Source organism: Tsuneonella rigui, assembly GCF_003958625.1.
GTDB lineage: Bacteria > Pseudomonadota > Alphaproteobacteria > Sphingomonadales > Sphingomonadaceae > Tsuneonella > Tsuneonella rigui.
This window is the reverse complement of sequence record NZ_RSEL01000029.1, coordinates 46,781-67,827: the sequence shown is the minus strand read 5'-3', so window position 1 is coordinate 67,827 and position 21,047 is coordinate 46,781. Positions and strand designations below refer to the sequence as shown.

Genomic DNA, 21,047 nt, shown 5'->3' with positions numbered 1-21,047 from the left:
CTTCACAAATGTTCGCAATGAAAAAAGTTGAAAGGTGGTTCAGGTTTCAATATCAGGTCTGGCAAGCGCGCTGAACGCCGCGCGCAGGGAGACACATAATGAACCGCCGCACCTCGCTCCACGTCCGCCGCATCGCGCTTGCCGCCAGCGTTGCGCTCGGCGCCTTGGCCGCGCCCGCGATGGCGCAGGACACTACCGATGGCGACCGCTCGGTCGCCGAAGAAGCGACCGAGGAACAGCCGATCGTCGTCATCGCCCGCAAGCGGGAAGAGCGCCTGCTCGACGTGCCGATCGCGGTCACGGCGCTGGGCGACGAGCAGCTCGAGAAGCTGGGCGCCAACGATCTGTCGGGCGTCCAGGGGGCGGTGCCCAACGTCAATCTGGTGCAGGGCCGCGGCTCCTCGGCGAGCGCGAACTTCTTCATCCGCGGCATCGGCCAGCCCGACGCGCTGCAGACCTTCGACCCCGCGGTGGGTGTATATGTCGACGGAGTGTACCTGAGCCGCATCCAGGGTGCACTGCTCAACCTGTTCGATGTCCAGCGGGTCGAAGTCCTGCGCGGGCCGCAGGGCACGCTGTATGGCAAGAACACCATCGGCGGCGCGGTCAACGTCATCAGCAAGAAGCCCGACCTCAACGAACTCGGCGGTGAGGCCAGCTTCACCTACGGCCGGTTCGACGAGACCACCGCCAAAGCCTATGTCACCGCGCCGCTCGTCCCCGGCACGCTCGCACTGAGCCTCGCCGGCATCTACGACGACCGCGACGGCTACGTGATTGATCCGCTAACGGGCAAGGACTACAACGACCGCAACAACCTGGCCGGCCGCGCCATCCTGCGCGGGCAATTCGATGCAGTCGAAGTTCTGCTCTCGGGCGACTATACCCGCCAGCGCACCGGCCTGACGCTGGGGTGCGCCACCGCGCCGCAGATCGGCTTCAACTACAACGCGACCTTCACCGCGCTGACCCCGTTCACCATCGCGCCGGCGTCGGACTGCGAGAACTACGATTATCGCACCTCGACGAGCCTCACCGGCAAAGGGCAGAAGCTGACCCACTGGGGCCTGTCGGGCACGGTCAACGTCGATCTCGGCGGGCCGCTCTCGCTGACCTCGATCACCGCCTACCGCAAGCTCAGCCCCGACTTCTTCATCGACATCGACGCGACCACCGCTGAAACGGGCGATGTCTTCGTGGGCGTGCGGCAGAAGCAGCTCAGCCAGGAGCTCCAACTCAAGCTCGATACCGGCCCGCTCGCGGGCGTGCTCGGTCTCTACTATCTTAACGAGAAGGTTGCCTCGCACCAGGAGGCCTACGCCGACAGCTATCTGCGCTACGTAGGCACGCCGCTCAATTTCACCCGCTACATCGACGACCAGCAGGAACTCGACAGCTACGCCGCCTTCGGCCAGCTGACCTACAACCTGACCAGCCAGTTCTCGGTCACCGCGGGCCTTCGCTACACGCACGAGCGCAAGCAGTACCACCGCCTGACCACCGCGCTGCTCGCCAGTCCGGTGTTCCCCGCCGTGCAGGTTCCGAGCAGCTTCGAGTTCCCGAACAACCTGCCCGCCCCGTTCAACTCGGTGGATACGGTCAGCTTCGACGCATGGACGCCGATGGTCTCGGCGAGCTTCAAACCGACCACCAACACGCTTCTCTATGCCTCCGCCAGCCGCGGCTTCAAGTCAGGCGGCTTCAACGGCCGCGTCAATGCCCTGTCGGACGTCACCTTGGAGGTGAACGGCGCCACCCAGATCGTGCCGTACTTCGCGCCGGAGAAGGTGTGGACCTACGAAGCCGGCGCCAAGGGCAGCTGGCTCGGCGGGCGGGTGACAATGGCGCTGGCCGCCTTCCACTCCGACTACCAGGATTTCCAAGCCCGAGTGGGCGGCGGCAACACCGGGATCAGCGGCGGCAGCTTCCCGGTCATCAACGCGGGCCGCATGACCATCGAGGGCATCGAGTTCGAGGCGACCGTCAAGCCGTGGCAGCCGCTGACGCTGATGGCCTCGGTCGGCTACCTCGATGCCGACTATAAGGAATTCAACGACGGCCGCCGCGCGCCCGCGTTCAGCTGCAATCCGACCGGCACGCGCATCACTTGCCAGCCGGCCTTCGCGCCGCCGATCACCGCGCGGCTGGGCGTCGATTACACCGTGCCGATCGGCAGCGCCGCGCTCAGCCTCGGCGGCGACGCGCGCTTCGTCGACAAGCAGTACTTGTCGGTCGATAACCGGCCGGGGCTGACCGAAGACGGTTACTTCCTCGGCAACATCTATGCCCAGGTCGACTTCGACCGGTTCTACATCCGCGGCATGGTCAAGAATGTGACCGGAGAACTCTACAAGACTGATGGTCAGGAGTTCAGCTCGGTCGCCAACATCCAGACGGTTTATTTCGGCGATCCGCGTACTTGGCAGTTGACGGTCGGCGCACGCTTCTAACGGGTCATGAGGGGCGCGCGCGTCTCGGGATAACCCCGGGCGCGCGCTTGCTCCTTTGCGGCGGGTGGGGAATCGTCGGCGCATGGCGATTCTCTCCGACAAGTGGATCCGCGAGGCGGCGACGACGCGCGGCATGATCGAACCCTTCGTCGAGAGCCAGCGGCGCGACGGGGTGATCAGCTACGGCCTGTCCTCGTTCGGCTACGACGCGCGGGTGGCGGACGAGTTCAAGATCTTCACCAATATCGACAACGCGATCGTCGACCCGAAAAACTTCGCCGACACCAGCTTCGTCGACCGCCAGACCGACGTCTGCGTGATCCCGCCCAATAGCTTCGCGCTCGCCCGCACGGTCGAATACTTTCGCGTTCCGGAAGACGTGCTGGTGATCTGCCTCGGCAAGAGCACCTATGCGCGGTGCGGGATCATCGTGAACGTCACCCCGCTCGAGCCGGGCTGGGAAGGGCACGTGACGCTGGAATTCTCCAATACCACTCCGCTGCCCGCGAAGATCTACGCCAACGAAGGCGCCTGCCAGTTCCTGTTCTTGGCTGGCAACGAGCGACCCGAGGTGACCTATGCCGACCGCGCGGGCAAATACATGGGCCAGCGCGGGGTAACGCTTCCCCGGCTCTAACGCGGGCACCAATCGCGCCCGGTACGGTTGTCCTTGCGATGACAGCGACCGTTCTGAAATCCGCCACCGATGCCGTGCTCCGCTTCGACAAGCGGGTGCGCAAGGCGGTTCTGCCCCGCCGCGACAGCCTGCCGGTCAAGGCGATCGATTGGGTCAGCAAGATCGGTGACCAGGCGCAGATGCGGCTGGTCGCGGGCGGGGTGATGCTCGCCGGCGCGGTGCGGCGCGATGCAAAGATGTTCGGCGCGGGCGTGCGCATGCTGGCGGCGCACGAACTCGCGACCAGCGCCAAGGTGTGGGTCAAGGACCACGTCGTCCGCACCCGCCCGCGCAATCCGGCGAAGAACGGGGCGCACAAGCTTCACAAGGGCCACGACACCCGCAAGGAGAAGTCGAGCTTCCCCTCGGGCCACGCGGCGGGCGCCGCGGCAACCACCAGCGCGTTCGCGGCGGTCTATCCCGCGCAGGGGCTGGCCGCTCGGGGGGCCGCCGGGGTGGTGGCGCTCGCCCGAATTCCCGCCTGCAAGCACTATCCGAGCGATGTGATTGCCGGCACCGCGATCGGCGTCGCCGCGGCCGCGGTGGTCGGCGCGGCCTGGAGCTTGGCGAAGCGGGTCACGAGCCGATAGAGCAACGAAAAAGGGCGGCCCGTTGCCGGACCGCCCTTTCGATTTCGTCAGAGACGAGAAGAAGCTTACTTGAGCTCGACGGTGCCGCCGGCTTCCTCGATCTTCTTCTTGATCTCTTCGGCTTCCGCCTTGTTGACGCCTTCCTTGATCGCCTTGGGCGCGCCTTCGACGAGCGCCTTGGCTTCGGTCAGGCCGAGGTTGGTGATGGCGCGGACTTCCTTGATCACCTGGATCTTCTTGCCGCCGTCACCGGTCAGGATGACGTCGAACTCGGTCTGCTCTTCGGCGGCGGCGCCACCGGCGTCACCACCGGCGGCCGGCGCGGCAACGGCCACGGCGGCAGCGGCGCTCACGCCCCAGGCTTCTTCCAGCGCCTTCGCGAGGTCGGCGGCTTCGAGGACGGTCAGCTTCGAAAGGTCTTCAACAAGCTTGGCGATATCGGCCATGATGTTTCACTCCAGTGTTTAGGTCCGGGGCAGTGCCCCAATGATTGTTTGCGTAGTCGAAAAAAGTCTTACGCCGCGTCCTTGGCCGCATAGGCGCCAAATACACGGGCGAGCTTGCTCGCGGGGGCGTTGACCAGCTGCACCACCTTGGTGGCGGGTGCATTGACCAGGCCGATGAGCTTTGCCCGCAGCTCGTCGAGGCTGGGCAGCGAGGCGAGTGCCTTGATGCCGGCTTCGTCGAGCAATTGCCCGCCCATGGAACCACCGACGATTTCGAGTTTGTCGTTGGTCTTGGCGAAGTCCACCACGGCTTTCGCCGCCGCCACCGGGTCGGTCGACCAGGCGAGGCCCGTCGGACCCTCGAGATAAGTCTCGAGGCCCTTGTAGGGGGTGTCGTTCAGGGCGATGGTGGCCAGACTGTTTTTCGCGACCTTATAAGTCGCGCCCGCTTCACGCATCTTCGTGCGCAGGCCGGTGGACTGACCCACCGACATGCCGAGGTTGCGGGTGACGACCACCACGCCGACCTCGTTGAAGACCGCGTTGAGCGATGCGACCGATTCGGCTTTCTGCGAACGATCCATGCCTTGCTCCTTACTCATGATCGCGGATGCCCGAAGGCGGCCGCGACCGGCTCACGTTGCCACGCGTGCGAATGCACGGGTGGGCGAGTCCATCGATGGGGAAGGAGCGCGCCGAAGCACGTTGAGGGCAGGAGGGCCGAAGCGCTCCGCCGGTAAATCTCGTTTCCCCGCCTAGGCTGGAGATTAAGCCTCGGATAAATTCCGGGGCACCAGCTGTCTTGGACGGACGCCGATGGACCGATTGCAAATGCAAAGAGGCCCGCCGGACGGGGCGGGCCTCTAGAGGAAAGCGGCGCGGAGTCAAGCCGCGCGCGCCGTATACGATGCGCGGGTCAGTCCTTGGCGTCGCGCTTTTCCTGCAGCGCCTTGGCCTGGGCTTCGAGGCGGTCGGCCTCGGCCTCGCTGGTGTCCTCGACCTTGTCGGCCTGCTTCTCGAGGTTCTCGGCGGTGGTGTCGAGCTGCTTGGCGCTCATCGTGTCGGTCGCATTGGCGGCCGGAGTGGTGTCGGTCGGGCCGACCGCGCTGGTGTCGGTCGCCATCGCATCGTCGGTAGAGGTCGCCGCGGCGGCGTCGGTGGCGGTACCGTCGGCCGCATCGGGGGTGCTGTCGCCGCAGGCGGCAAGGCCGAGCGCGAGCGGCAGGGCGGCGAAAAGAGCAAGCTTCTTCATGGTGATCTCCTGATTGGGTCTGCCACTAAATCGCCACATTTGGACAAAGTTCCCGCCGGACCGGCTTCATGCGGTCCGGCGGGATGGTGCCTGCTGCCTGGGGGACAGGTCAGGCGGCGGGCTGGTAGGAGAGCAGGTCGCCCGGCTGGCACTCCAGCTCCCGGCAGATCGCTTCGAGGGTGGAGAAGCGGATCGCCTTGGCCTTGCCGGTCTTGAGGATCGACAGGTTGGCGAGGGTCAGTCCCACCCGCTCGGCCAGTTCGGTCAGGGTCATGCGCCGCGCGTGGAGCAGGTCGTCGAGTGTGACCACGATGTTGGTTCCTTCTTCGGCGGGCATCACACGGTCCCTTCGAGGTCTTCGCGCATCGCGGCGCCGTGGCGGAACACCCGGGCGAGGATGAACAGGATGAGCGGTAGTAGCAGGCTGCCGCCGAGGTCGAAATCGGACTGCACTTCGGCGTGAGCTTCGCGAGCGATGCTGGCGAGCCACATGATCATCGCGGCGACCGGGATCGCGCTGACGTATCCGGCGAGGCTCAACCAGGCCATGCGGTTGAGCCGCACGGCATTGATGGGCGCAAACGGATCGCCTTCGCCGACGCTATCGATCAGCTTGAGCAGCAGGCGCAGGAACCACACGGCGAGGCCCATGAGGACGGCGACGCCGAGCAGGACCATGACCGCGACGAAAGTGACCTCGCTGCCCACCTTTACGCCTTCCTTGGCGAGTTCGGCGATCACAGTGGCGTTGTTGAAGGCGACCACGGGTGCGGCGACGAGCATCGCGGCGCCGGTAAGCGCTAAGACGACGATGAAAAACCAGGTCACCACGCGTGCGACGGCAAGCAGCGGGTCTCGGGGACGGATGGACATGGCGATCTCCCTGTTGCTGCCGAGGTTTAAGCCAGGATGGCGCTGGTAGGGGCCGGGCGCGCGGTGCCGGGCATGGTCAGCGCCTGCTGGAAGGTCACGGTGGTCAGCACCAGCGCGAAGACCAGTGCGGCGAGGTTGGAAGCGGTACGGCTCATTTCTCGATCTCCAATAAGGTTGATGCCGATTATCGATAAAGACGATTCAACATATCGTCAATCGATAAATATCGAAAAACGATATTACGCTGATTGAAAAACGGAAAATCAAAACGTTTGCCGTTCTGATCCCGAGGGCCGCGTGTTCGCCGCCCGTTTGACTCGCGCGGGCCGCCTCCCTATATGGCCGCCCGACCGCACGCTTCGAGCACGGTCCGGTTCATGCGCGGGAATCGGGCCCAGGATGGAAGCGGCGTTTCCATAATCGCGACGCAAACCGCAGTTGGGCCCCGGGTGAGGTGCGCCTTGCTGCGGTCTTTTGGCGTCCGTGGTTTCCCGCCCGCGCGGGACATGAAACGAGCCGCTCACCGGCGGCGACTAGAAGGCGAACACTCCTCCATGGCGACCAAGGCGAAGGCTCCGGCCCCGACTCGCGGCAAGCAGACCGGCACGGCGAAGAAGCGCATCCGGCGCATCTTCGGCGACATCCACGAAGTGGTGAAAATGCCGAACCTGATCGAGGTTCAGCGCGAAAGCTACGAGCAGTTCCTGCGCTCGGACAAGAGCATCGGCTACGTCTCGGGCCTGGAAAAGACCCTGCGCTCCGTGTTCCCGATCCGCGACTTCGCCGGCACCGCCGAGCTCGATTTCGTGCACTACGAGCTGGAAGATCCGAAGTACGACACCACCGAGTGCCGTCAGCGGGGCATCACCTATGCCGCGCCGATGAAGGTCACCCTGCGCCTGATCGTGTTCGAAGTGGACACCGAGACCGAGACCCGCAGCGTCCTCGATATCAAGGAGCAGGACGTCTACATGGGCGACATGCCGCTCATGACCGAGAACGGCACCTTCATCATCAACGGCACCGAGCGCGTGATCGTATCGCAGATGCACCGTTCGCCGGGTGTGCTGTTCGACCATGACCGCGGCAAGACCCACTCTTCGGGCAAGCTGCTGTTCGCCGCCCGCGTGATCCCCTACCGCGGCTCGTGGCTCGACTTCGAGTTCGACGCCAAGGACATCGTCAACGTCCGCATCGACCGCAAGCGCAAGCTGCCGGTGACCGCGCTGCTCTACGCGCTCGGCCTCGATGGCGAGGACATCCTCGACTACTTCTACGACACCGTCACCTGGCAGCGGGTGTCGGGCAAGGCCGGTGACGGATGGAAAATCCCGTTCGCCGCCGACGCCTGGCGCGGCGCCAAGCCGGCGTTCGCGCTGGTCGACGCCAAGACCGGCGAGGAAGTGTTCCCCGCCGGCCAGAAGATCAGCCCCCGCGCCGCGAACAAGGCGGCCAAGGACGGCCTGACCGAACTGCTGATCCCGACCGAGGAAATCTTCGGCCACTTCGCCGCGCGCGACATGATCGACGAGTCGACCGGCCGCATCTGGATCGAGGCGGGCGACGAAGTCGGCCCCGACAACCTCGAAAAGCTCGACAAGGCCGGCGTCGACCGGCTCGAACTGCTCGACATCGACGACGTCAACACCGGCCCGTGGATCCGCAACACGATGAAGGTCGACAAGGCCGAGAACCGTGACGAGGGCCTGGAGGCGATCTACAAGGTCATGCGCCCGGGCGAACCGCCGACCAAGGAAACCGCCGAGGCGCTGTTCGAAGGCCTGTTCTTCGACGGCGAGCGCTACGACCTGTCGGCCGTCGGCCGCGTCAAGCTCAACATGCGCCTTGGCCTCGATGCCGAGGACACCGTGACCACGCTGCGCAAGGAAGACATCCTGGCCGTGGTCAAGGAGCTGGTCGGCCTCAAGGACGGCAAGGGCGAAGTCGACGACATCGACAACCTCGGCAACCGCCGCGTGCGCTCGGTCGGCGAGCTGCTCGAGAACCAGTATCGCGTCGGCCTGCTCCGCATGGAGCGCGCGGTGAAGGAGCGGATGAGCTCGGTCGACGTGTCGACCGTGATGCCGAACGACCTGATCAACGCCAAACCCGCGGTCGCCGCGGTGCGCGAGTTCTTCGGATCGTCGCAGCTCAGCCAGTTCATGGACCAGACCAACCCGCTGTCGGAAGTCACCCACAAGCGCCGCGTCTCGGCGCTGGGGCCGGGCGGTCTCACCCGTGAGCGCGCCGGCTTCGAAGTGCGCGACGTGCACCCGACCCACTACGGCCGCATCTGCCCGATCGAGACGCCGGAAGGCCCGAACATCGGCCTGATCAACTCGCTGTCGACCTTTGCCCGGGTCAACAAGTACGGCTTCATCGAGACGCCGTACCGCCTGGTGAAGGACGGCAAGGTCACCACCGAGGTGGTCTACCTGTCGGCGATGGAAGAGCAGAAGCACGCGGTGGCGCAGGCTTCGGCCGAGACCGACGCCGACGGCAAGTTCGTCGAGGATCTCGTCTCGGCCCGCCAGGCCGGCGAGTTCGTGATGCTGCCCAACGACCAGATCACGCTGATGGACGTTTCGCCCAAGCAGCTCGTGTCGGTCGCCGCGTCGCTGATCCCGTTCCTTGAGAACGACGACGCCAACCGCGCGCTGATGGGCTCGAACATGCAGCGCCAGGCGGTGCCGCTGGTTCGCGCGGAGGCGCCCTTTGTCGGCACCGGCATGGAAGAGACCGTGGCGCGCGATTCGGGCGCGGCGATCTCGGCCACCCGCGGCGGCGTGGTCGACCAGGTCGACGCCACCCGCATCGTCATCCGCGCGGTCGGCGATGTCGAGCCCGGCCAGTCGGGCGTCGACATCTACCGCCTGCAGAAGTTCGAGCGTTCGAACCAGTCGACCTGCATCAACCAGCGTCCGCTGGTGAAGGTGGGCGAAGTGGTCGAAGCCGGCGACATCATCGCCGACGGCCCGTCGACCGAGTTCGGCGAGCTCGCATTGGGCCGCAACAGCCTCGTCGCGTTCATGCCGTGGAACGGCTACAACTACGAGGACTCGATCCTGATCTCCGAGCGGATCGTGAAGGACGACGTGTTCACGTCGATCCACATCGACGAGTTCGAAGTGATGGCCCGCGACACCAAGCTGGGCCCCGAGGACATCACCCGCGACATCCCCAACGTCGGCGAGGAAGCGCTGCGCAACCTCGACGAGGCGGGCATCGTCTACATCGGCGCCGAAGTGCACCCGGGCGATATCCTGGTCGGCAAGATCACGCCCAAGGGCGAAAGCCCGATGACGCCGGAAGAGAAGCTCCTCCGCGCGATCTTCGGCGAAAAGGCGAGCGACGTGCGCGACACCTCGCTCCGCCTGCCGCCGGGCGTTACCGGGACGATCGTCGACGTGCGCGTCTTCAACCGCCACGGCATCGAGATCGACGACCGTACCCGCGCGATCCAGAACGAAGAGATCGAGCAGCTGCGCAAGGACAGCCAGGACGAACGCGCGATTCTCAACCGGGCGACATACAACCGCCTGCGCGAGATGCTCGTCGGCCAGACCGCCAGCGCGGCGCCCAAGGGCGTCAAGAAGGGCGAGGCCATCTCGGACGAGATGCTGGAAGGCATCGAGCGCTTCGAGTGGTTCAAGTTCGCCGTCGCCGACGATGCGCGCCAGGCGCAGATCGAGGCGGTGAAGAGCCAGTACGACGAAGCCGTGAAGGGCATCGACGAGAAGTTCGAGGACCGGAAGGAAAAGCTCGAGCGGGGCGACGAGCTCGCGCCGGGCGTGCTCAAGATGGTCAAGGTGTTCGTCGCGGTGAAGCGCAAGCTGCAGCCGGGCGACAAGATGGCCGGCCGTCACGGCAACAAGGGTGTCATCTCGCGCATCCTGCCGGCCGAGGACATGCCGTTCATGGAAGACGGCACCCCGGTCGATCTCGTGCTCAACCCGCTGGGCGTGCCTTCGCGCATGAACGTCGGGCAGATCTTCGAGACGCACCTGGGCCTCGCAGCCCGCGGCCTGGGCCAGCAGGTCACAAAGGCGCTCGACGAGTGGCGTGAGGCCAACCCCGATCCCGCGGCCGCCAAGCCGCCGGTCGCGGTCGTGGAGAAGCTCAAGGAAGTCTACGGCGAGCAGTACCACGAGGACATCGAGAGCCGCTCGGCCGAGGACATCGTCGAGATGGCCGGCACGCTCAAGAACGGCATCCCGTTCGGCACCCCGGTGTTCGACGGCGCGCGCGAGGCTGACGTCTCGGCGATGCTGGCGCAGGCCGGACTCGATACCTCGGGCCAGGTGACGCTGTACGACGGCCGCTCGGGCGAGGCGTTCGACCGCAAGGTGACCGTGGGCTACATCTACATGCTGAAGCTGCACCACCTGGTCGACGACAAGATCCACGCGCGTTCGATCGGGCCGTACTCGCTCGTCACCCAGCAACCGCTGGGCGGCAAGGCGCAGTTCGGCGGCCAGCGCTTCGGCGAGATGGAGGTCTGGGCGCTCCAGGCCTACGGCGCCGCCTACACGCTGCAGGAAATGCTCACCGTGAAGTCGGACGACGTGGTCGGCCGGCAGAAGGTCTACGAAGCGATCGTCAAGGGCGACGACACCTTCGAGGCCGGCATCCCGGAGAGCTTCAACGTGCTCGTCAAGGAAATGCGGAGCCTCGGCCTCAACGTCGAACTCTCCTCGCTCGGCGAGGATGACGAAGGCGGCCTGGCCATCGCGGCGGAGTGAGGGAGCGGGGCTTCGGCCCCCCCCCGATCGCCAAAGAGAATTCTCCCCCAAGGGAAAAAAGTCATGAACGAACTGACCAAATTCACCAACCAGCTCGCCAAGCCCGAGACGTTCGACCAGATCCAGATCGGCATCGCCTCGCCCGAGCGGATCCGCTCGTGGTCGTTTGGCGAGATCAAGAAGCCCGAGACGATCAACTACCGCACGTTCAAGCCCGAGCGTGACGGCCTGTTCTGCGCGCGCATCTTCGGTCCGGTGAAGGATTACGAGTGCCTGTGCGGCAAGTACAAGCGCATGAAGTACAAGGGCGTCGTGTGCGAGAAGTGCGGCGTCGAGGTGACCGTGACCAAGGTCCGCCGCGAGCGCATGGGCCACATCGAGCTCGCCGCTCCGGTCGCGCACATCTGGTTCCTGAAGTCGCTCCCGTCGCGCATCGGCCTGCTCCTCGACATGCAGCTGAAGCAGCTCGAGCGCGTGCTCTACTTCGAAGCCTACATCGTCACCGAGCCCGGACTGACCCCGCTCGAGAAGTTCCAGACCCTTACCGAGGATGAGCTGCTCGACGCGCAGGACGAGTACGGCGAGGACGCGTTCAGCGCTGACATCGGCGCCGCTGCGGTCAAGACCATGCTGATGGACCTCGACCTCGAAGGCGAGCGCGACGCGCTGCTCGAAGAGCTGGCCGAGACCAAGTCGGCACTCAAGCCCAAGAAGATCATCAAGCGGCTGAAGGTCGTCGAGAGCTTCATCGATTCGGGCAACAAGCCCGAATGGATGATCCTCGAGGTGATCCCGGTCATCCCGCCCGAGCTGCGCCCGTTGGTGCCCCTCGACGGTGGTCGCTTCGCGACGTCGGACCTCAACGATCTCTACCGCCGCGTGATCAATCGTAACAACCGCCTGAAGCGGCTGATCGAGCTGCGCGCGCCGGACATCATCGTCCGCAACGAAAAGCGCATGCTGCAGGAAGCGGTCGACGCTCTGTTCGACAACGGCCGCCGCGGCCGGGTCATCACCGGCGCCAACAAGCGTCCGCTGAAGTCGCTATCCGACATGCTCAAGGGCAAGCAGGGCCGCTTCCGCCAGAACCTGCTCGGCAAGCGCGTCGACTACTCGGGCCGCTCGGTCATCGTGACCGGTCCGGAACTCAAGCTGCACCAGTGCGGCCTGCCCAAGAAGATGGCGCTCGAGCTGTTCAAGCCGTTCATCTACGCCCGCCTCGACGCCAAGGGTCTCTCCATGACCCTCAAGCAGGCGAAGAAGTGGGTCGAGAAGGAGCGCAAGGAAGTCTGGGATATCCTGGATGAGGTCATCCGCGAGCACCCGGTCCTCCTCAACCGCGCGCCGACGCTCCACCGCCTGGGCATCCAGGCGTTCGAGCCGGTGCTGATCGAGGGCAAGGCGATCCAGCTTCACCCGCTGGTCTGCGCCGCGTTCAACGCCGACTTCGACGGCGACCAGATGGCCGTGCACGTCCCGCTGAGCCTCGAGGCGCAGCTGGAAGCGCGCGTGCTGATGATGAGCACCAACAACATCCTCTCGCCCGCCAACGGCAAGCCGATCATCGTGCCCTCGCAGGACATGGTGCTGGGCCTCTACTACCTGTCGATGGACCGTGAGGGTGAGCCCGGCGAAGGCATGATGCTGGCCGACATGGCCGAAGTGCACCAGGCGCTGCACGTCGGCGCGGTCACGCTCCACTCGAAGATCGTCAGCCGCGTTCCGCAGACCGACGAGGCCGGCAAGGAGTACATGCTCCGCGTCGAGACCACGCCGGGCCGCATGCTGATCGGCGAATGCCTGCCCAAGCGGCACACTGTGCCGTTCGATGTCGTCAACCGCCTCCTCACCAAGAAGGAAATCGGCGACGTCATCGACCAGGTCTATCGTCACACCGGCCAGAAGGACACGGTGCTGTTCGCCGACGCGATCATGGCGCTCGGTTTCCGCAACGCGTTCAAGGCGGGCATCAGCTTCGGCAAGGACGACATGATCATCCCCGACGCCAAGGAAGGGCTGATCGAGGAGACCAAGACCCTGGTTGCCGACTACGAGCAGCAGTACCAGGACGGCCTGATCACCCAGCAGGAAAAGTACAACAAGGTGATCGACGCGTGGAGCCGTTGCGGCGACACCGTGGCGAACGCCATGATGGACGAGATCCGCGCCCGTCCCAAGGACGAGAGCGGCCGCGAGAAGCCGATCAACTCGATCTACATGATGAGCCATTCGGGTGCGCGCGGTTCGCCGGCGCAGATGAAGCAGCTCGCCGGCATGCGCGGCCTGATGGCCAAGCCGTCGGGTGAGATCATCGAGACCCCGATCATCTCGAACTTCAAGGAAGGCCTGACCGTTCTTGAATACTTCAACTCGACCCACGGTGCCCGCAAGGGCCTCGCGGACACCGCGTTGAAGACGGCGAACTCGGGTTACCTGACCCGCCGCCTGGTCGACGTGTCGCAGGACTGCGTCGTCATCGTCGACGATTGCGGCACCGAGCGGGCGCTCGAAATGCGCGCGATCGTGCAGGGCGGTTCGGTGATCGCCTCGCTCGGCGAGCGCATCCTCGGCCGCACCACGGCGGAAGACCTGGTCAACGCCAAGACCGGCGAAGTCATCGTCAAGGCGGGCACCCTGCTCGACGAGCCGATGGTGAAGGCGATCGAGGAAGCCGAGGTCCAGTCGGCGAAGATCCGTTCGCCGCTGATCTGCGAAGCAGAACAGGGCGTCTGCGGCACCTGCTACGGGCGTGACCTTGCCCGCGGCACCCCGGTCAACATCGGTGAGGCGGTCGGCGTGATCGCCGCGCAGTCGATCGGTGAGCCGGGCACCCAGCTGACCATGCGTACGTTCCACATCGGCGGCGCGGCGCAGGTCAACGAGACGAGCCATCTGGAATCGATCTCGGACGGCCGGGTGGAATACCGCGACATGCCGACGATCGTCGACAAGCGGAACCGCATCCTCAGCCTCGCCCGCAACGGTGAGATCGTGGTGATCGACGCCGAGGGCCGCGAGCGCGAGCTCCACAAGGTGCCCTACGGCACGGTGCTGATGCACAAGGACGGCGACACCGTGAAGGAAGGCGAACGCCTTGCCGAATGGGATCCGTTCTCGCTGCCGATCATCACCGAGCAGTCGGGCGTGGTGCGCTACCAAGACCTGATCGACGGCACGACGATGGAGGAACGCGTCGACGACGCGACCGGCATCGCCCAGCGCGTCGTGACGGAGTTGCGCGCATCGAGCCGCAAGAAGAAGGACGACCTGCGTCCGCGCCTGACCCTGCTCAACGAGAGCGGCGACGAGACCGAGGCGGCACGCTACATGCTCGCCCCCGGCACCTCGCTGTCGGTCGAGGACGGCCAGGAAGTCGCCGCGGGTGACATCCTTGCCCGTGCTTCGCGCGAAGCGGCCAAGACCCGCGACATCACCGGCGGTCTGCCGCGGGTGGCGGAGCTGTTCGAGGCGCGGATGCCGAAGGACGTGTCGGTGATCGCCAAGATCAGCGGCCGGATCGAGTTCGTCCGCGACTACAAGGCCAAGCGGAAGATCGCGATCGTGCCGGAAGAGGGCGCTCCGGTGGAGTACCTGATCCCGAAGACCAAGGTGATCGACGTCCAGGAAGGCGACTTCGTCAAGAAGGGCGACACGCTCATCTCGGGCTCGCCGAACCCGCACGACATCCTCGAAGTCATGGGGATCGAGGCGCTGGCCGAGTACCTCGTCGACGAGATCCAGGAAGTCTACCGGCTCCAGGGCGTGAAGATCAACGACAAGCACATCGAGGTGATCGTTCGCCAGATGCTGCAGAAGGTCGAGATCACCAACGGTGGCGACACCGTGCTGCTGCCCGGCGAGCAGGTCGACCGCGAGGAAATGGACGAACTCAACGCCAAGCTCGGCAAGGGCAAGACCCCTGCCGAAGGCAAGCCGGTGCTGCTCGGCATCACCAAGGCTTCGCTGCAGACGCGTTCGTTCATCTCGGCCGCCTCGTTCCAGGAAACCACGCGCGTGCTCACGCAGGCGGCGGTCGAAGGGAAGAAGGACACGCTGATCGGTCTCAAGGAGAACGTCATCGTCGGCCGTCTCATCCCGGCAGGCACCGGTGCGGGCATGAACCGCATGCGGATCGCGGCCAACAGCCGCGACGCCGCGCTGCGGGCCGCGTGGCAGAAGGCGCAGGAGCACCTCATCATGGCGAACTCCGCCGAAGAGGAGCATGCCGCCGAGCTCGAGCAGGGCATCGAAGCGGCCATCGGCGACGATCCGCTGGCGGTGATGGAGGGCGAGACCCACGGCACCGACGCCGATGCGGGCGAGTACCTGCAGCAGAGCGACGAAGCCCCGGTCGAAGCCGAGGGCGAGGGCGAATAACCCTTTTCGCCTGACCCAAGATTGGCCCCGCCGGAGCGATCCGGCGGGGCTTTTCTTTTGCGGCGCAAGGCGCCAGCTTGGCGGGATGCGCTTGCCGATCGTCTTGTTGTCGTCCGCCGTTCTCGCGGCTTGTCAGCCGCAGCCCGACGCGCCCGCCCCGAAACCTGCCCAGAGCACGGAGGTTAGTTCCGAGACGCCGTCGCGTGTCTCACCGGTCACTACGCTCGAAGGCGCCTGGCGCGTCGCGGGGATCGACGGCGCGGAGTTCAATGAACCCTACGGTCTCGCGCTGAGCGGCAGCGCGCAGGAGCTGTGGTGGGACCCGCGCTGCGCGTGGATCGTGCGCAGTTATCGCGTCGAGGGTGACAAGATCGCGTTCGGCCCTGCGCTCAATGCCCCCAAACCGGGCGAGATGCCGCCGCCAGTCTGCACGATCGCCCCACCGCCGCGCATCGCCGAAGTCACGCGCGCACTCGACGCGGCGACCAGCGTCGCGCGGACTGAGCAGAACGGCATTCTAATCTCAGGCGGCGGTCACAGCGTGCTGCTGTTCTCGCAGTAGAAACTCAGGCGTCCCGGCGGTCGCCGCCCGAGCGGCGCTCGGCTTCCCGGCGGTCGGAACCGGCAAACTTGACCTGCTCGACCCGGCGATCGTCGCCGCGGCGGTCGGACTTGCGCTCCACGCGTCCCTGATCGCTGTCGGCCTGCGCCATCGAGCGTCTCCCTCGCGATCGCCTCCGGCCCAGGTCGGGCGCGGAATCGGCAGACCGCGCATCCCGCAATGACAGCGCAAGGTTGAGAACGCGTTAAGCTTGTTCGCGCACGGGGTGCTCGACCGCCCGGGCGTAAGAAGCGCTGTCGATCATCTCATAGTAGCGGATCGCGCGGTCCTGCCACACGGTCCAGACATCGATCTTCGGCGTTTCCAGCTCGCGCAGCGTACGCCGATGGCGCCAGCGCACCCGGCCGATCCACACGATCCGATCGCCTTCGCCGACCACCGCCTCGGTCCGGCTGGAGAGCATCTCCCAGCTTTCGGCGATCGCGGTCCAGTAGCCGATCACGGCCGCCTTGCCGCAGAACGGCCCGCTCACGGCATCGCTCGGGAATTCGCGCTCGAGGACCGAGTGGAACTCGATCGCCTCGTCCATCAGCTCGAAGAACTGCGCGGGCGTGGTGCCGCCGCTTTCCCCCCAAGCGTCGTAGGCCGCTTCTAGGCGGTCCCTGAAATCCTGCACTACCGACCCGTCTTTTGTATGTTTTGGACGAGCTGCGTCTAACACCGTGCGCTTTCGCTTCGCAACCGCCCCACAGGCGAAGCGGCGCGAGAGAATTTGTCCCGCAGCGGCGGGCACTAAGCTGTCCTCGCTCTATCCGGCGCGTGCACTTCGTGTCCTTCCAGCCACAGTCGCGCAATGCTTTCCCTTGCCCATGTGAGCCGCTAAGCGCCGCCGCGACTACCGCGCGCGAGGAACCGCCCGATGACCGTCGATAACCAGGCCACGCTGGCCAAGGCCGAAGTGCTGATCGAGGCGCTGCCCTATCTCCAGCGCTATGCCGGCCGCACCTTCGTGGTGAAGTACGGCGGCCACGCAATGGGCGATCCCGAAGCCGCGCGAGACTTCGCCGAGGATGTGGTGCTGCTGAAGGCGGTCGGCATCAACCCGGTGGTGGTCCACGGCGGCGGGCCGCAGATCGGCGCCATGCTCAAGAAGCTCGGCGTGGAGAGCACCTTCGTCGACGGCCTGCGGGTGACCGACAAGGCGACCGCCGAGATCGCCGAGATGGTTCTATCGGGCGCGATCAACAAGGAACTGGTCGGCTGGATCGCCCAGGCCGGTGGCAAGGCGCTCGGCGTATCGGGCAAGGATGGCGGGCTGGTCACCGCGACCAAGGTCCAGCGCACCACTAAGGATCCCGACAGCAACATCGAGCAGGCGGTCGACCTCGGCTACGTCGGCGAGCCGGCGCGGGTCGATACCGCGCTGATCGACACCGCAGTCGCCGCCGGGATGATCCCGGTGATCGCTCCGATCGGCGCGGGCGAGGACGGTCACACCTACAACATCAACGCCGACACCATGGCGGGCGCGATCGCCGCCGCGCTGGGTGCAGCGCGGCTGTTCTTGCTGACCGACGTAGCCGGCGTGCTCGACAAGAGCGGCGCGCTGATGACCGATCTCACCCCCACCGACATCGCCCGCCTGCGTGGCGACGGGACGATTAGCGGCGGCATGATCCCCAAGCTCGAGACCTGCGTTCATGCGGTCGAGGCCGGGTGCGAGGCGGCGGTAGTGCTCGACGGGCGAGTCCCGCACGCGATGCTGCTCGAATTCTTCACCGCAAGCGGCGCGGGCACGCTGATCCGGGCGAGCTAAACCGTATTAGACCGTTGATACACCTGCCGCCCCTCGGCTAGAGGGGCGAGGCAACTTCTCCAAGAGGACCCGATGGACGCGCTGATCCAGATCTTCATCATGATCGCCAACACGGCGAACATGCTCGTCATCATCTGGTTCATCATCGGGCTGCTGTTCAGCTTCAACGTGATCGGGCGCGACAACACGTTCTTCGTCGCGGTGCACGATGCGATCGCCCGGCTGTTCGAGCCGCTGCTGCGGCCGATCCGGCGTTTCCTGCCCGATACCGGGGCGATCGACTTCTCGCCGATGGTGCTCCTGCTGGCGATCTACGCGATCATTATCGTGCTCCAGAGCATCCGGCCCTACTGATGACGGCGGAGATCATCGACGGTAAGGCCTTCGCGGCCGACTTGCGCGCGAAGGTCGGCACGCTCGCCGCGGAATTCGAGCAGCGCGCGGGGCGCAAGGCGGGGCTCGCGGTGGTGCTGGTGGGCGAGGATGCCGCGAGCCAGGTCTACGTCGCGGCCAAGGGCAAGGCGACGCTCGCCGCCGGCATGGCGAGCTTCGAGCACCGCCTGCCCGCCGACACCCCGCAGGACGAGCTGATCGCGCTGGTCGAGCGGCTTAATGCCGACCCGGTGGTCGACGGCATCCTCGTCCAGCTCCCGTTGCCAAAGCACCTCGACGAGAAGACCGTCATCGCCGCGATCGATGCGGACAAGGATGTCGACGGCATCACCCCGGTCAACGCCGGGCGGCTGGTCCTCGGGATGGACGCGCCGGTCAGTTGCACACCGCTGGGATGCCTGATGATCCTCCAGCAGCTGCTCGGCGATCTGTCCGGCATGGACGCAGTGGTGGTCGGCCGCTCGATCCTGTTCGGCAAGCCGATGGCGCAGCTCCTGCTCGGTGCGAACTGCACGGTGACGATGGCGCACAGCCGCACGCGGGACTTGCCCGAAGTGCTCCGCCGCGCGGACATCGTGGTCGCCGCGATCGGGCAGCCCGAGTTCATCCGCGGCGAGTGGCTCAAGCCCGGCGCGATCGTGCTCGACGGCGGGATCAACCGCCTCCCGCCCGCCGAGGGTGAAGCGAAGGGCCGGCTGGTGGGTGACGTGGCCTACGACGAGGCGCTCGGCCACGTCGGCGCGATCACCCCGGTGCCGGGCGGGGTTGGCGCGACCACCATCGCGGTGCTGCTGCGCAATGCGATCGTCGCGGCCTACAGCCACGCCGGATTGCCGCTCGCCAAGGACGCGATCTAGGGCGCGATTGGCACGGGGCGGGCAGCGGTCTAGGGTACGCGCATGCATCGTTTAATCGCCGCCGCGCTCATCCTCGCCACCACCGCTTGCACTGCCGGGCGAGGCCCGCTCGGCGACGGCCGCTTGACCGCGCGCGCCAACCCCAGCGAAGTGATCGCAACCGAACTCGCTTTCGCCCGCGAGGCGCGCGAGAAAGGCACTTGGACCGCCTTTCGCGAGTACGCGACCAAGGACGCGGAGTGGCCCGGCCCGCAGTGGGAAAGCGTCCAGGCGGCACTCAAAGGCGCGCCCGATCCGGCCAAGGCGATCGTGTGGGAGCCCGATCAGGTGTGGGCGAGCTGCGACGGCAGCTTCGCGCTGTCCTCCGGACCCGCCACGCACCCGACGGGTAAGCGCACCCGTTTCGCTACGATCTGGCAGCGGCAGGACAACGGCGAATACCGCTGGGTGCTCGATCAGGGTTTCGATCTCGAAGATAGCTACGCGGCGCCGGAGATGATCTCGGCGCGCGTCGCCGACTGTCCGTCGGCGCGTAACTTCCGCGACGGGCGGCGGCCCGACCGCGCGCGGCGTGCCGATGCCTGGGCGGAGGGTCAGTCCGACGACGGCACGTTGACCTGGCGCACCGAGCTGCGCGCCGATTGCGGCCGCACTCTGGTGGTGAGCGCAATGCAGGGCGGCGAGATGCGGGAGGTATTCCGCCGTGTCGCCGCCGCCCCGCAAGCGCCTGCGGGCGCCACCCCGCCGAGCTGCTGAGCGCGGGCATGATCGAGCTGTTCCTCTCGGCGTTCATCACCCTGTTCGTGGTGATCGATCCGCCCGGCTGCGCGCCGATCTATGCCGGTCTGACCAAGGGCGCGACGCCCGCGCAGTCGCGTTCGATGGCAGTGCGCGCGTGCCTGATCGCGGGCGCGATCCTGGTGGTGTTCGCGCTGTTCGGCGAGGACCTGCTGGGCGCGTTGCATATCGAACTCGACAGCTTCCGCATCGCCGGCGGGCTGATGCTGTTCCTGATCGCGCTCGACATGGTGTTCGAGAAGCGCACCCAGCGTCGCGAGCAGCGCGCCGAGAAAGTCACCGCCGAGCACGTGCCCGGAGCTGAGGTGGAGGACGTCTCGGTGTTCCCTATGGCGATGCCGATGCTCGCGGGACCGGGCGCGATCGCCTCGATCATGCTGCTCACTGCGAAGGCGCACGGGGTTGCGCCGACCCTGATGGTGCTCGCCGCGCTCGCCGCAGTGCTGGTCCTCACCATGCTGGCGCTGATCGCAGCGAGCCCGCTGATGAAGCTGTTTGGCGCGCGGGTGGAAGCGGTCATTACCCGCCTGCTCGGCGTGCTGCTGGCGGCGCTCGCCGCGCAATATGTCATCGACGGGTTGAAGGCGAGCTTCGGGCTCTAGCCTACTGCAGCGTCACGCGCCCTTCCTCGGGGTCGCCGTGGCCGAAGAACTGCATCAGCTGAACCAGCAGCTCGCAGCGTTCGGACAGGCTGCCGGCCTCCAGCAACGCCTGCTTCGCGGCCGCATCGAACGGGGCGATCTGGCTGACCCCGTCGATCAGCGTGCGGTCGTCGAGGCGGGCGACCGAGTCCCAGTCCACGAGGTAGCCCTGCGCTTCGGCGAACCTGCGCGCTTCCTGCTCGAAGCCGGCGCGTTCGACGCTGGCGAGCGCGGCGTGTTCGTCGTCGTGAAGCAGTTCGCCTTCGACCTGGCGGAACGGTGTGGTGACGTCGAGCTCGCGCAACACACGGAAGCGCGCTTCGCCGGAGAGGACAATGTTGTAACGCCCGTCGTCGAGCGCTTCGACCTCGTCGATCTTGCCGACGCAGCCGACCGCGTAAAGCGGCGCGTCGTCCGCTGCGCGCTGCGGCTGGATCATCGCGATGCGCCGGTCGCGCGCGAGCGCATCACCGACCAGCGCGCGGTAGCGCGGCTCGAAGACGTGAAGCGGCAGGTGCAGCCCGGGAAACAGGATCGCACCGGGCAGGGGGAAGATCGACAGGCGGGTCGGCAT

The 21,047-nt window shown here is 66.2% G+C and carries 20 protein-coding genes; 11 read left to right on the top strand and 9 right to left on the bottom strand.

Annotation, left to right across the window (positions count from 1 at the left end; all coding sequences use genetic code 11):
* Positions 1-98: 98 nt before the first annotated feature.
* The 3 genes from ELY12_RS13560 (at position 99) to ELY12_RS13550 (ending at position 3,716) form a co-directional block, all read left to right on the top strand.
* Positions 99-2,450, top strand: a complete 2,352-nt coding sequence (locus tag ELY12_RS13560; RefSeq protein WP_126177248.1) for a TonB-dependent receptor — start codon at positions 99-101, stop codon at positions 2,448-2,450.
* A gap of 82 nt (positions 2,451-2,532) precedes the next feature.
* Positions 2,533-3,087: a dCTP deaminase gene (dcd, locus tag ELY12_RS13555; RefSeq protein ID WP_126177247.1), complete on the top strand. Its 555-nt coding sequence runs from the start codon at positions 2,533-2,535 to the stop codon at positions 3,085-3,087.
* A gap of 38 nt (positions 3,088-3,125) precedes the next feature.
* On the top strand, positions 3,126-3,716 hold the full coding sequence (locus ELY12_RS13550) for a phosphatase PAP2 family protein (protein WP_126177246.1): 591 nt from the start codon (positions 3,126-3,128) through the stop codon (positions 3,714-3,716).
* A 65-nt stretch (positions 3,717-3,781) separates the two neighbouring features.
* Here the strand turns inward: ELY12_RS13550 and rplL are convergent, their stop codons facing one another.
* The 6 genes from rplL to ELY12_RS14600 all read right to left on the bottom strand — a co-directional run bounded on the left by rplL (position 3,782) and on the right by ELY12_RS14600 (position 6,442).
* Positions 3,782-4,162, bottom strand: a complete 381-nt coding sequence (gene rplL, locus ELY12_RS13545) for a 50S ribosomal protein L7/L12 (protein WP_126177245.1) — start codon at positions 4,160-4,162, stop codon at positions 3,782-3,784.
* A 68-nt stretch (positions 4,163-4,230) separates the two neighbouring features.
* Entirely contained in the window at positions 4,231-4,746 is a 516-nt protein-coding gene (rplJ, locus tag ELY12_RS13540) for a 50S ribosomal protein L10 (RefSeq protein WP_126177244.1), read from the bottom strand.
* Positions 4,747-5,078: 332 nt separating this feature from the next.
* On the bottom strand, positions 5,079-5,414 hold the full coding sequence (locus ELY12_RS13535; RefSeq protein WP_126177243.1) for a hypothetical protein: 336 nt from the start codon (positions 5,412-5,414) through the stop codon (positions 5,079-5,081).
* 109 nt (positions 5,415-5,523) lie between these two features.
* On the bottom strand, positions 5,524-5,751 hold the full coding sequence (locus tag ELY12_RS13530) for a helix-turn-helix domain-containing protein (RefSeq protein WP_126177242.1): 228 nt from the start codon (positions 5,749-5,751) through the stop codon (positions 5,524-5,526).
* Positions 5,751-6,287 (bottom strand): DUF2975 domain-containing protein, encoded by a 537-nt coding sequence (locus ELY12_RS13525; protein ID WP_126177241.1) that lies wholly within the window; start codon positions 6,285-6,287, stop codon positions 5,751-5,753. The genes ELY12_RS13530 and ELY12_RS13525 overlap by 1 nt, the downstream gene beginning before the upstream one ends.
* A 26-nt stretch (positions 6,288-6,313) precedes the next feature.
* Positions 6,314-6,442 carry a hypothetical protein gene (locus ELY12_RS14600; RefSeq protein WP_277600254.1) on the bottom strand — a complete coding sequence of 43 codons (129 nt, stop codon included), beginning with the start codon at positions 6,440-6,442 and terminating at the stop codon, positions 6,314-6,316.
* A gap of 399 nt (positions 6,443-6,841) precedes the next feature.
* On the opposite strand from ELY12_RS14600, the gene rpoB reads away from it, so the two are divergent.
* The 3 genes from rpoB (at position 6,842) to ELY12_RS13510 (ending at position 15,968) form a co-directional block, all read left to right on the top strand.
* Positions 6,842-11,029 (top strand): DNA-directed RNA polymerase subunit beta, encoded by a 4,188-nt coding sequence (rpoB, locus tag ELY12_RS13520; RefSeq protein WP_126177240.1) that lies wholly within the window; start codon positions 6,842-6,844, stop codon positions 11,027-11,029.
* A gap of 63 nt (positions 11,030-11,092) precedes the next feature.
* Positions 11,093-15,406, top strand: coding sequence for a DNA-directed RNA polymerase subunit beta' (gene rpoC / locus ELY12_RS13515; protein WP_126177239.1), 4,314 nt, complete (start codon positions 11,093-11,095; stop codon positions 15,404-15,406).
* A gap of 85 nt (positions 15,407-15,491) precedes the next feature.
* The gene (locus ELY12_RS13510; protein ID WP_126177238.1) at positions 15,492-15,968 is read left to right on the top strand and encodes a hypothetical protein; all 477 of its coding nucleotides are present in this window, start codon (positions 15,492-15,494) and stop codon (positions 15,966-15,968) included.
* 4 nt (positions 15,969-15,972) lie between these two features.
* On the opposite strand, the gene ELY12_RS14380 is transcribed toward ELY12_RS13510, so the two are convergent.
* Complete coding sequence (locus tag ELY12_RS14380) at positions 15,973-16,119, bottom strand: hypothetical protein (protein ID WP_164549518.1); 147 nt, start codon at positions 16,117-16,119, stop codon at positions 15,973-15,975.
* A gap of 93 nt (positions 16,120-16,212) precedes the next feature.
* Positions 16,213-16,644, bottom strand: a complete 432-nt coding sequence (locus ELY12_RS13505) for a nuclear transport factor 2 family protein (RefSeq protein WP_164549517.1) — start codon at positions 16,642-16,644, stop codon at positions 16,213-16,215.
* 243 nt (positions 16,645-16,887) lie between these two features.
* Here ELY12_RS13505 and argB point away from each other — a divergent pair, with 243 nt between their 5' ends.
* From argB to ELY12_RS13480, 5 genes are all read left to right on the top strand, one after another.
* On the top strand, positions 16,888-17,784 hold the full coding sequence (gene argB, locus ELY12_RS13500; RefSeq protein WP_126177236.1) for an acetylglutamate kinase: 897 nt from the start codon (positions 16,888-16,890) through the stop codon (positions 17,782-17,784).
* Positions 17,785-17,856: 72 nt separating this feature from the next.
* Entirely contained in the window at positions 17,857-18,138 is a 282-nt protein-coding gene (locus tag ELY12_RS13495) for a YggT family protein (protein ID WP_126177235.1), read from the top strand.
* Positions 18,138-19,034, top strand: coding sequence for a bifunctional methylenetetrahydrofolate dehydrogenase/methenyltetrahydrofolate cyclohydrolase FolD (folD, locus tag ELY12_RS13490; RefSeq protein WP_126177234.1), 897 nt, complete (start codon positions 18,138-18,140; stop codon positions 19,032-19,034). The genes ELY12_RS13495 and folD overlap by 1 nt, the downstream gene beginning before the upstream one ends.
* A 42-nt stretch (positions 19,035-19,076) precedes the next feature.
* Entirely contained in the window at positions 19,077-19,790 is a 714-nt protein-coding gene (locus ELY12_RS13485) for a hypothetical protein (protein WP_126177233.1), read from the top strand.
* A gap of 8 nt (positions 19,791-19,798) precedes the next feature.
* Positions 19,799-20,434 (top strand): MarC family protein, encoded by a 636-nt coding sequence (locus ELY12_RS13480; RefSeq protein ID WP_126177232.1) that lies wholly within the window; start codon positions 19,799-19,801, stop codon positions 20,432-20,434.
* A gap of 1 nt (position 20,435) precedes the next feature.
* On the opposite strand, the gene ELY12_RS13475 is transcribed toward ELY12_RS13480, so the two are convergent.
* Positions 20,436-21,047: an LON peptidase substrate-binding domain-containing protein gene (locus tag ELY12_RS13475; RefSeq protein WP_126177231.1), complete on the bottom strand. Its 612-nt coding sequence runs from the start codon at positions 21,045-21,047 to the stop codon at positions 20,436-20,438.

Bases quoted from the DNA above. Each gene is read 5' to 3' on its own strand.
- ELY12_RS13560 (WP_126177248.1), top strand. From the start codon at position 99: ATGAACCGCCGCACCTCGCTCCACGTCCGCCGCATCGCGCTTGCCGCC.
- dcd (WP_126177247.1), top strand. From the start codon at position 2,533: ATGGCGATTCTCTCCGACAAGTGGATCCGCGAGGCGGCGACGACGCGC.
- ELY12_RS13550 (WP_126177246.1), top strand. From the start codon at position 3,126: ATGACAGCGACCGTTCTGAAATCCGCCACCGATGCCGTGCTCCGCTTC.
- rplL (WP_126177245.1), bottom strand. From the start codon at position 4,162: ATGGCCGATATCGCCAAGCTTGTTGAAGACCTTTCGAAGCTGACCGTC.
- rplJ (WP_126177244.1), bottom strand. From the start codon at position 4,746: ATGGATCGTTCGCAGAAAGCCGAATCGGTCGCATCGCTCAACGCGGTC.
- ELY12_RS13535 (WP_126177243.1), bottom strand. From the start codon at position 5,414: ATGAAGAAGCTTGCTCTTTTCGCCGCCCTGCCGCTCGCGCTCGGCCTT.
- ELY12_RS13530 (WP_126177242.1), bottom strand. From the start codon at position 5,751: ATGCCCGCCGAAGAAGGAACCAACATCGTGGTCACACTCGACGACCTG.
- ELY12_RS13525 (WP_126177241.1), bottom strand. From the start codon at position 6,287: ATGTCCATCCGTCCCCGAGACCCGCTGCTTGCCGTCGCACGCGTGGTG.
- ELY12_RS14600 (WP_277600254.1), bottom strand. From the start codon at position 6,442: ATGAGCCGTACCGCTTCCAACCTCGCCGCACTGGTCTTCGCGCTGGTG.
- rpoB (WP_126177240.1), top strand. From the start codon at position 6,842: ATGGCGACCAAGGCGAAGGCTCCGGCCCCGACTCGCGGCAAGCAGACC.
- rpoC (WP_126177239.1), top strand. From the start codon at position 11,093: ATGAACGAACTGACCAAATTCACCAACCAGCTCGCCAAGCCCGAGACG.
- ELY12_RS13510 (WP_126177238.1), top strand. From the start codon at position 15,492: ATGCGCTTGCCGATCGTCTTGTTGTCGTCCGCCGTTCTCGCGGCTTGT.
- ELY12_RS14380 (WP_164549518.1), bottom strand. From the start codon at position 16,119: ATGGCGCAGGCCGACAGCGATCAGGGACGCGTGGAGCGCAAGTCCGAC.
- argB (WP_126177236.1), top strand. From the start codon at position 16,888: ATGACCGTCGATAACCAGGCCACGCTGGCCAAGGCCGAAGTGCTGATC.
- ELY12_RS13495 (WP_126177235.1), top strand. From the start codon at position 17,857: ATGGACGCGCTGATCCAGATCTTCATCATGATCGCCAACACGGCGAAC.
- folD (WP_126177234.1), top strand. From the start codon at position 18,138: ATGACGGCGGAGATCATCGACGGTAAGGCCTTCGCGGCCGACTTGCGC.
- ELY12_RS13485 (WP_126177233.1), top strand. From the start codon at position 19,077: ATGCATCGTTTAATCGCCGCCGCGCTCATCCTCGCCACCACCGCTTGC.
- ELY12_RS13480 (WP_126177232.1), top strand. From the start codon at position 19,799: ATGATCGAGCTGTTCCTCTCGGCGTTCATCACCCTGTTCGTGGTGATC.
- ELY12_RS13475 (WP_126177231.1), bottom strand. From the start codon at position 21,047: ATGCCGACCCGCCTGTCGATCTTCCCCCTGCCCGGTGCGATCCTGTTT.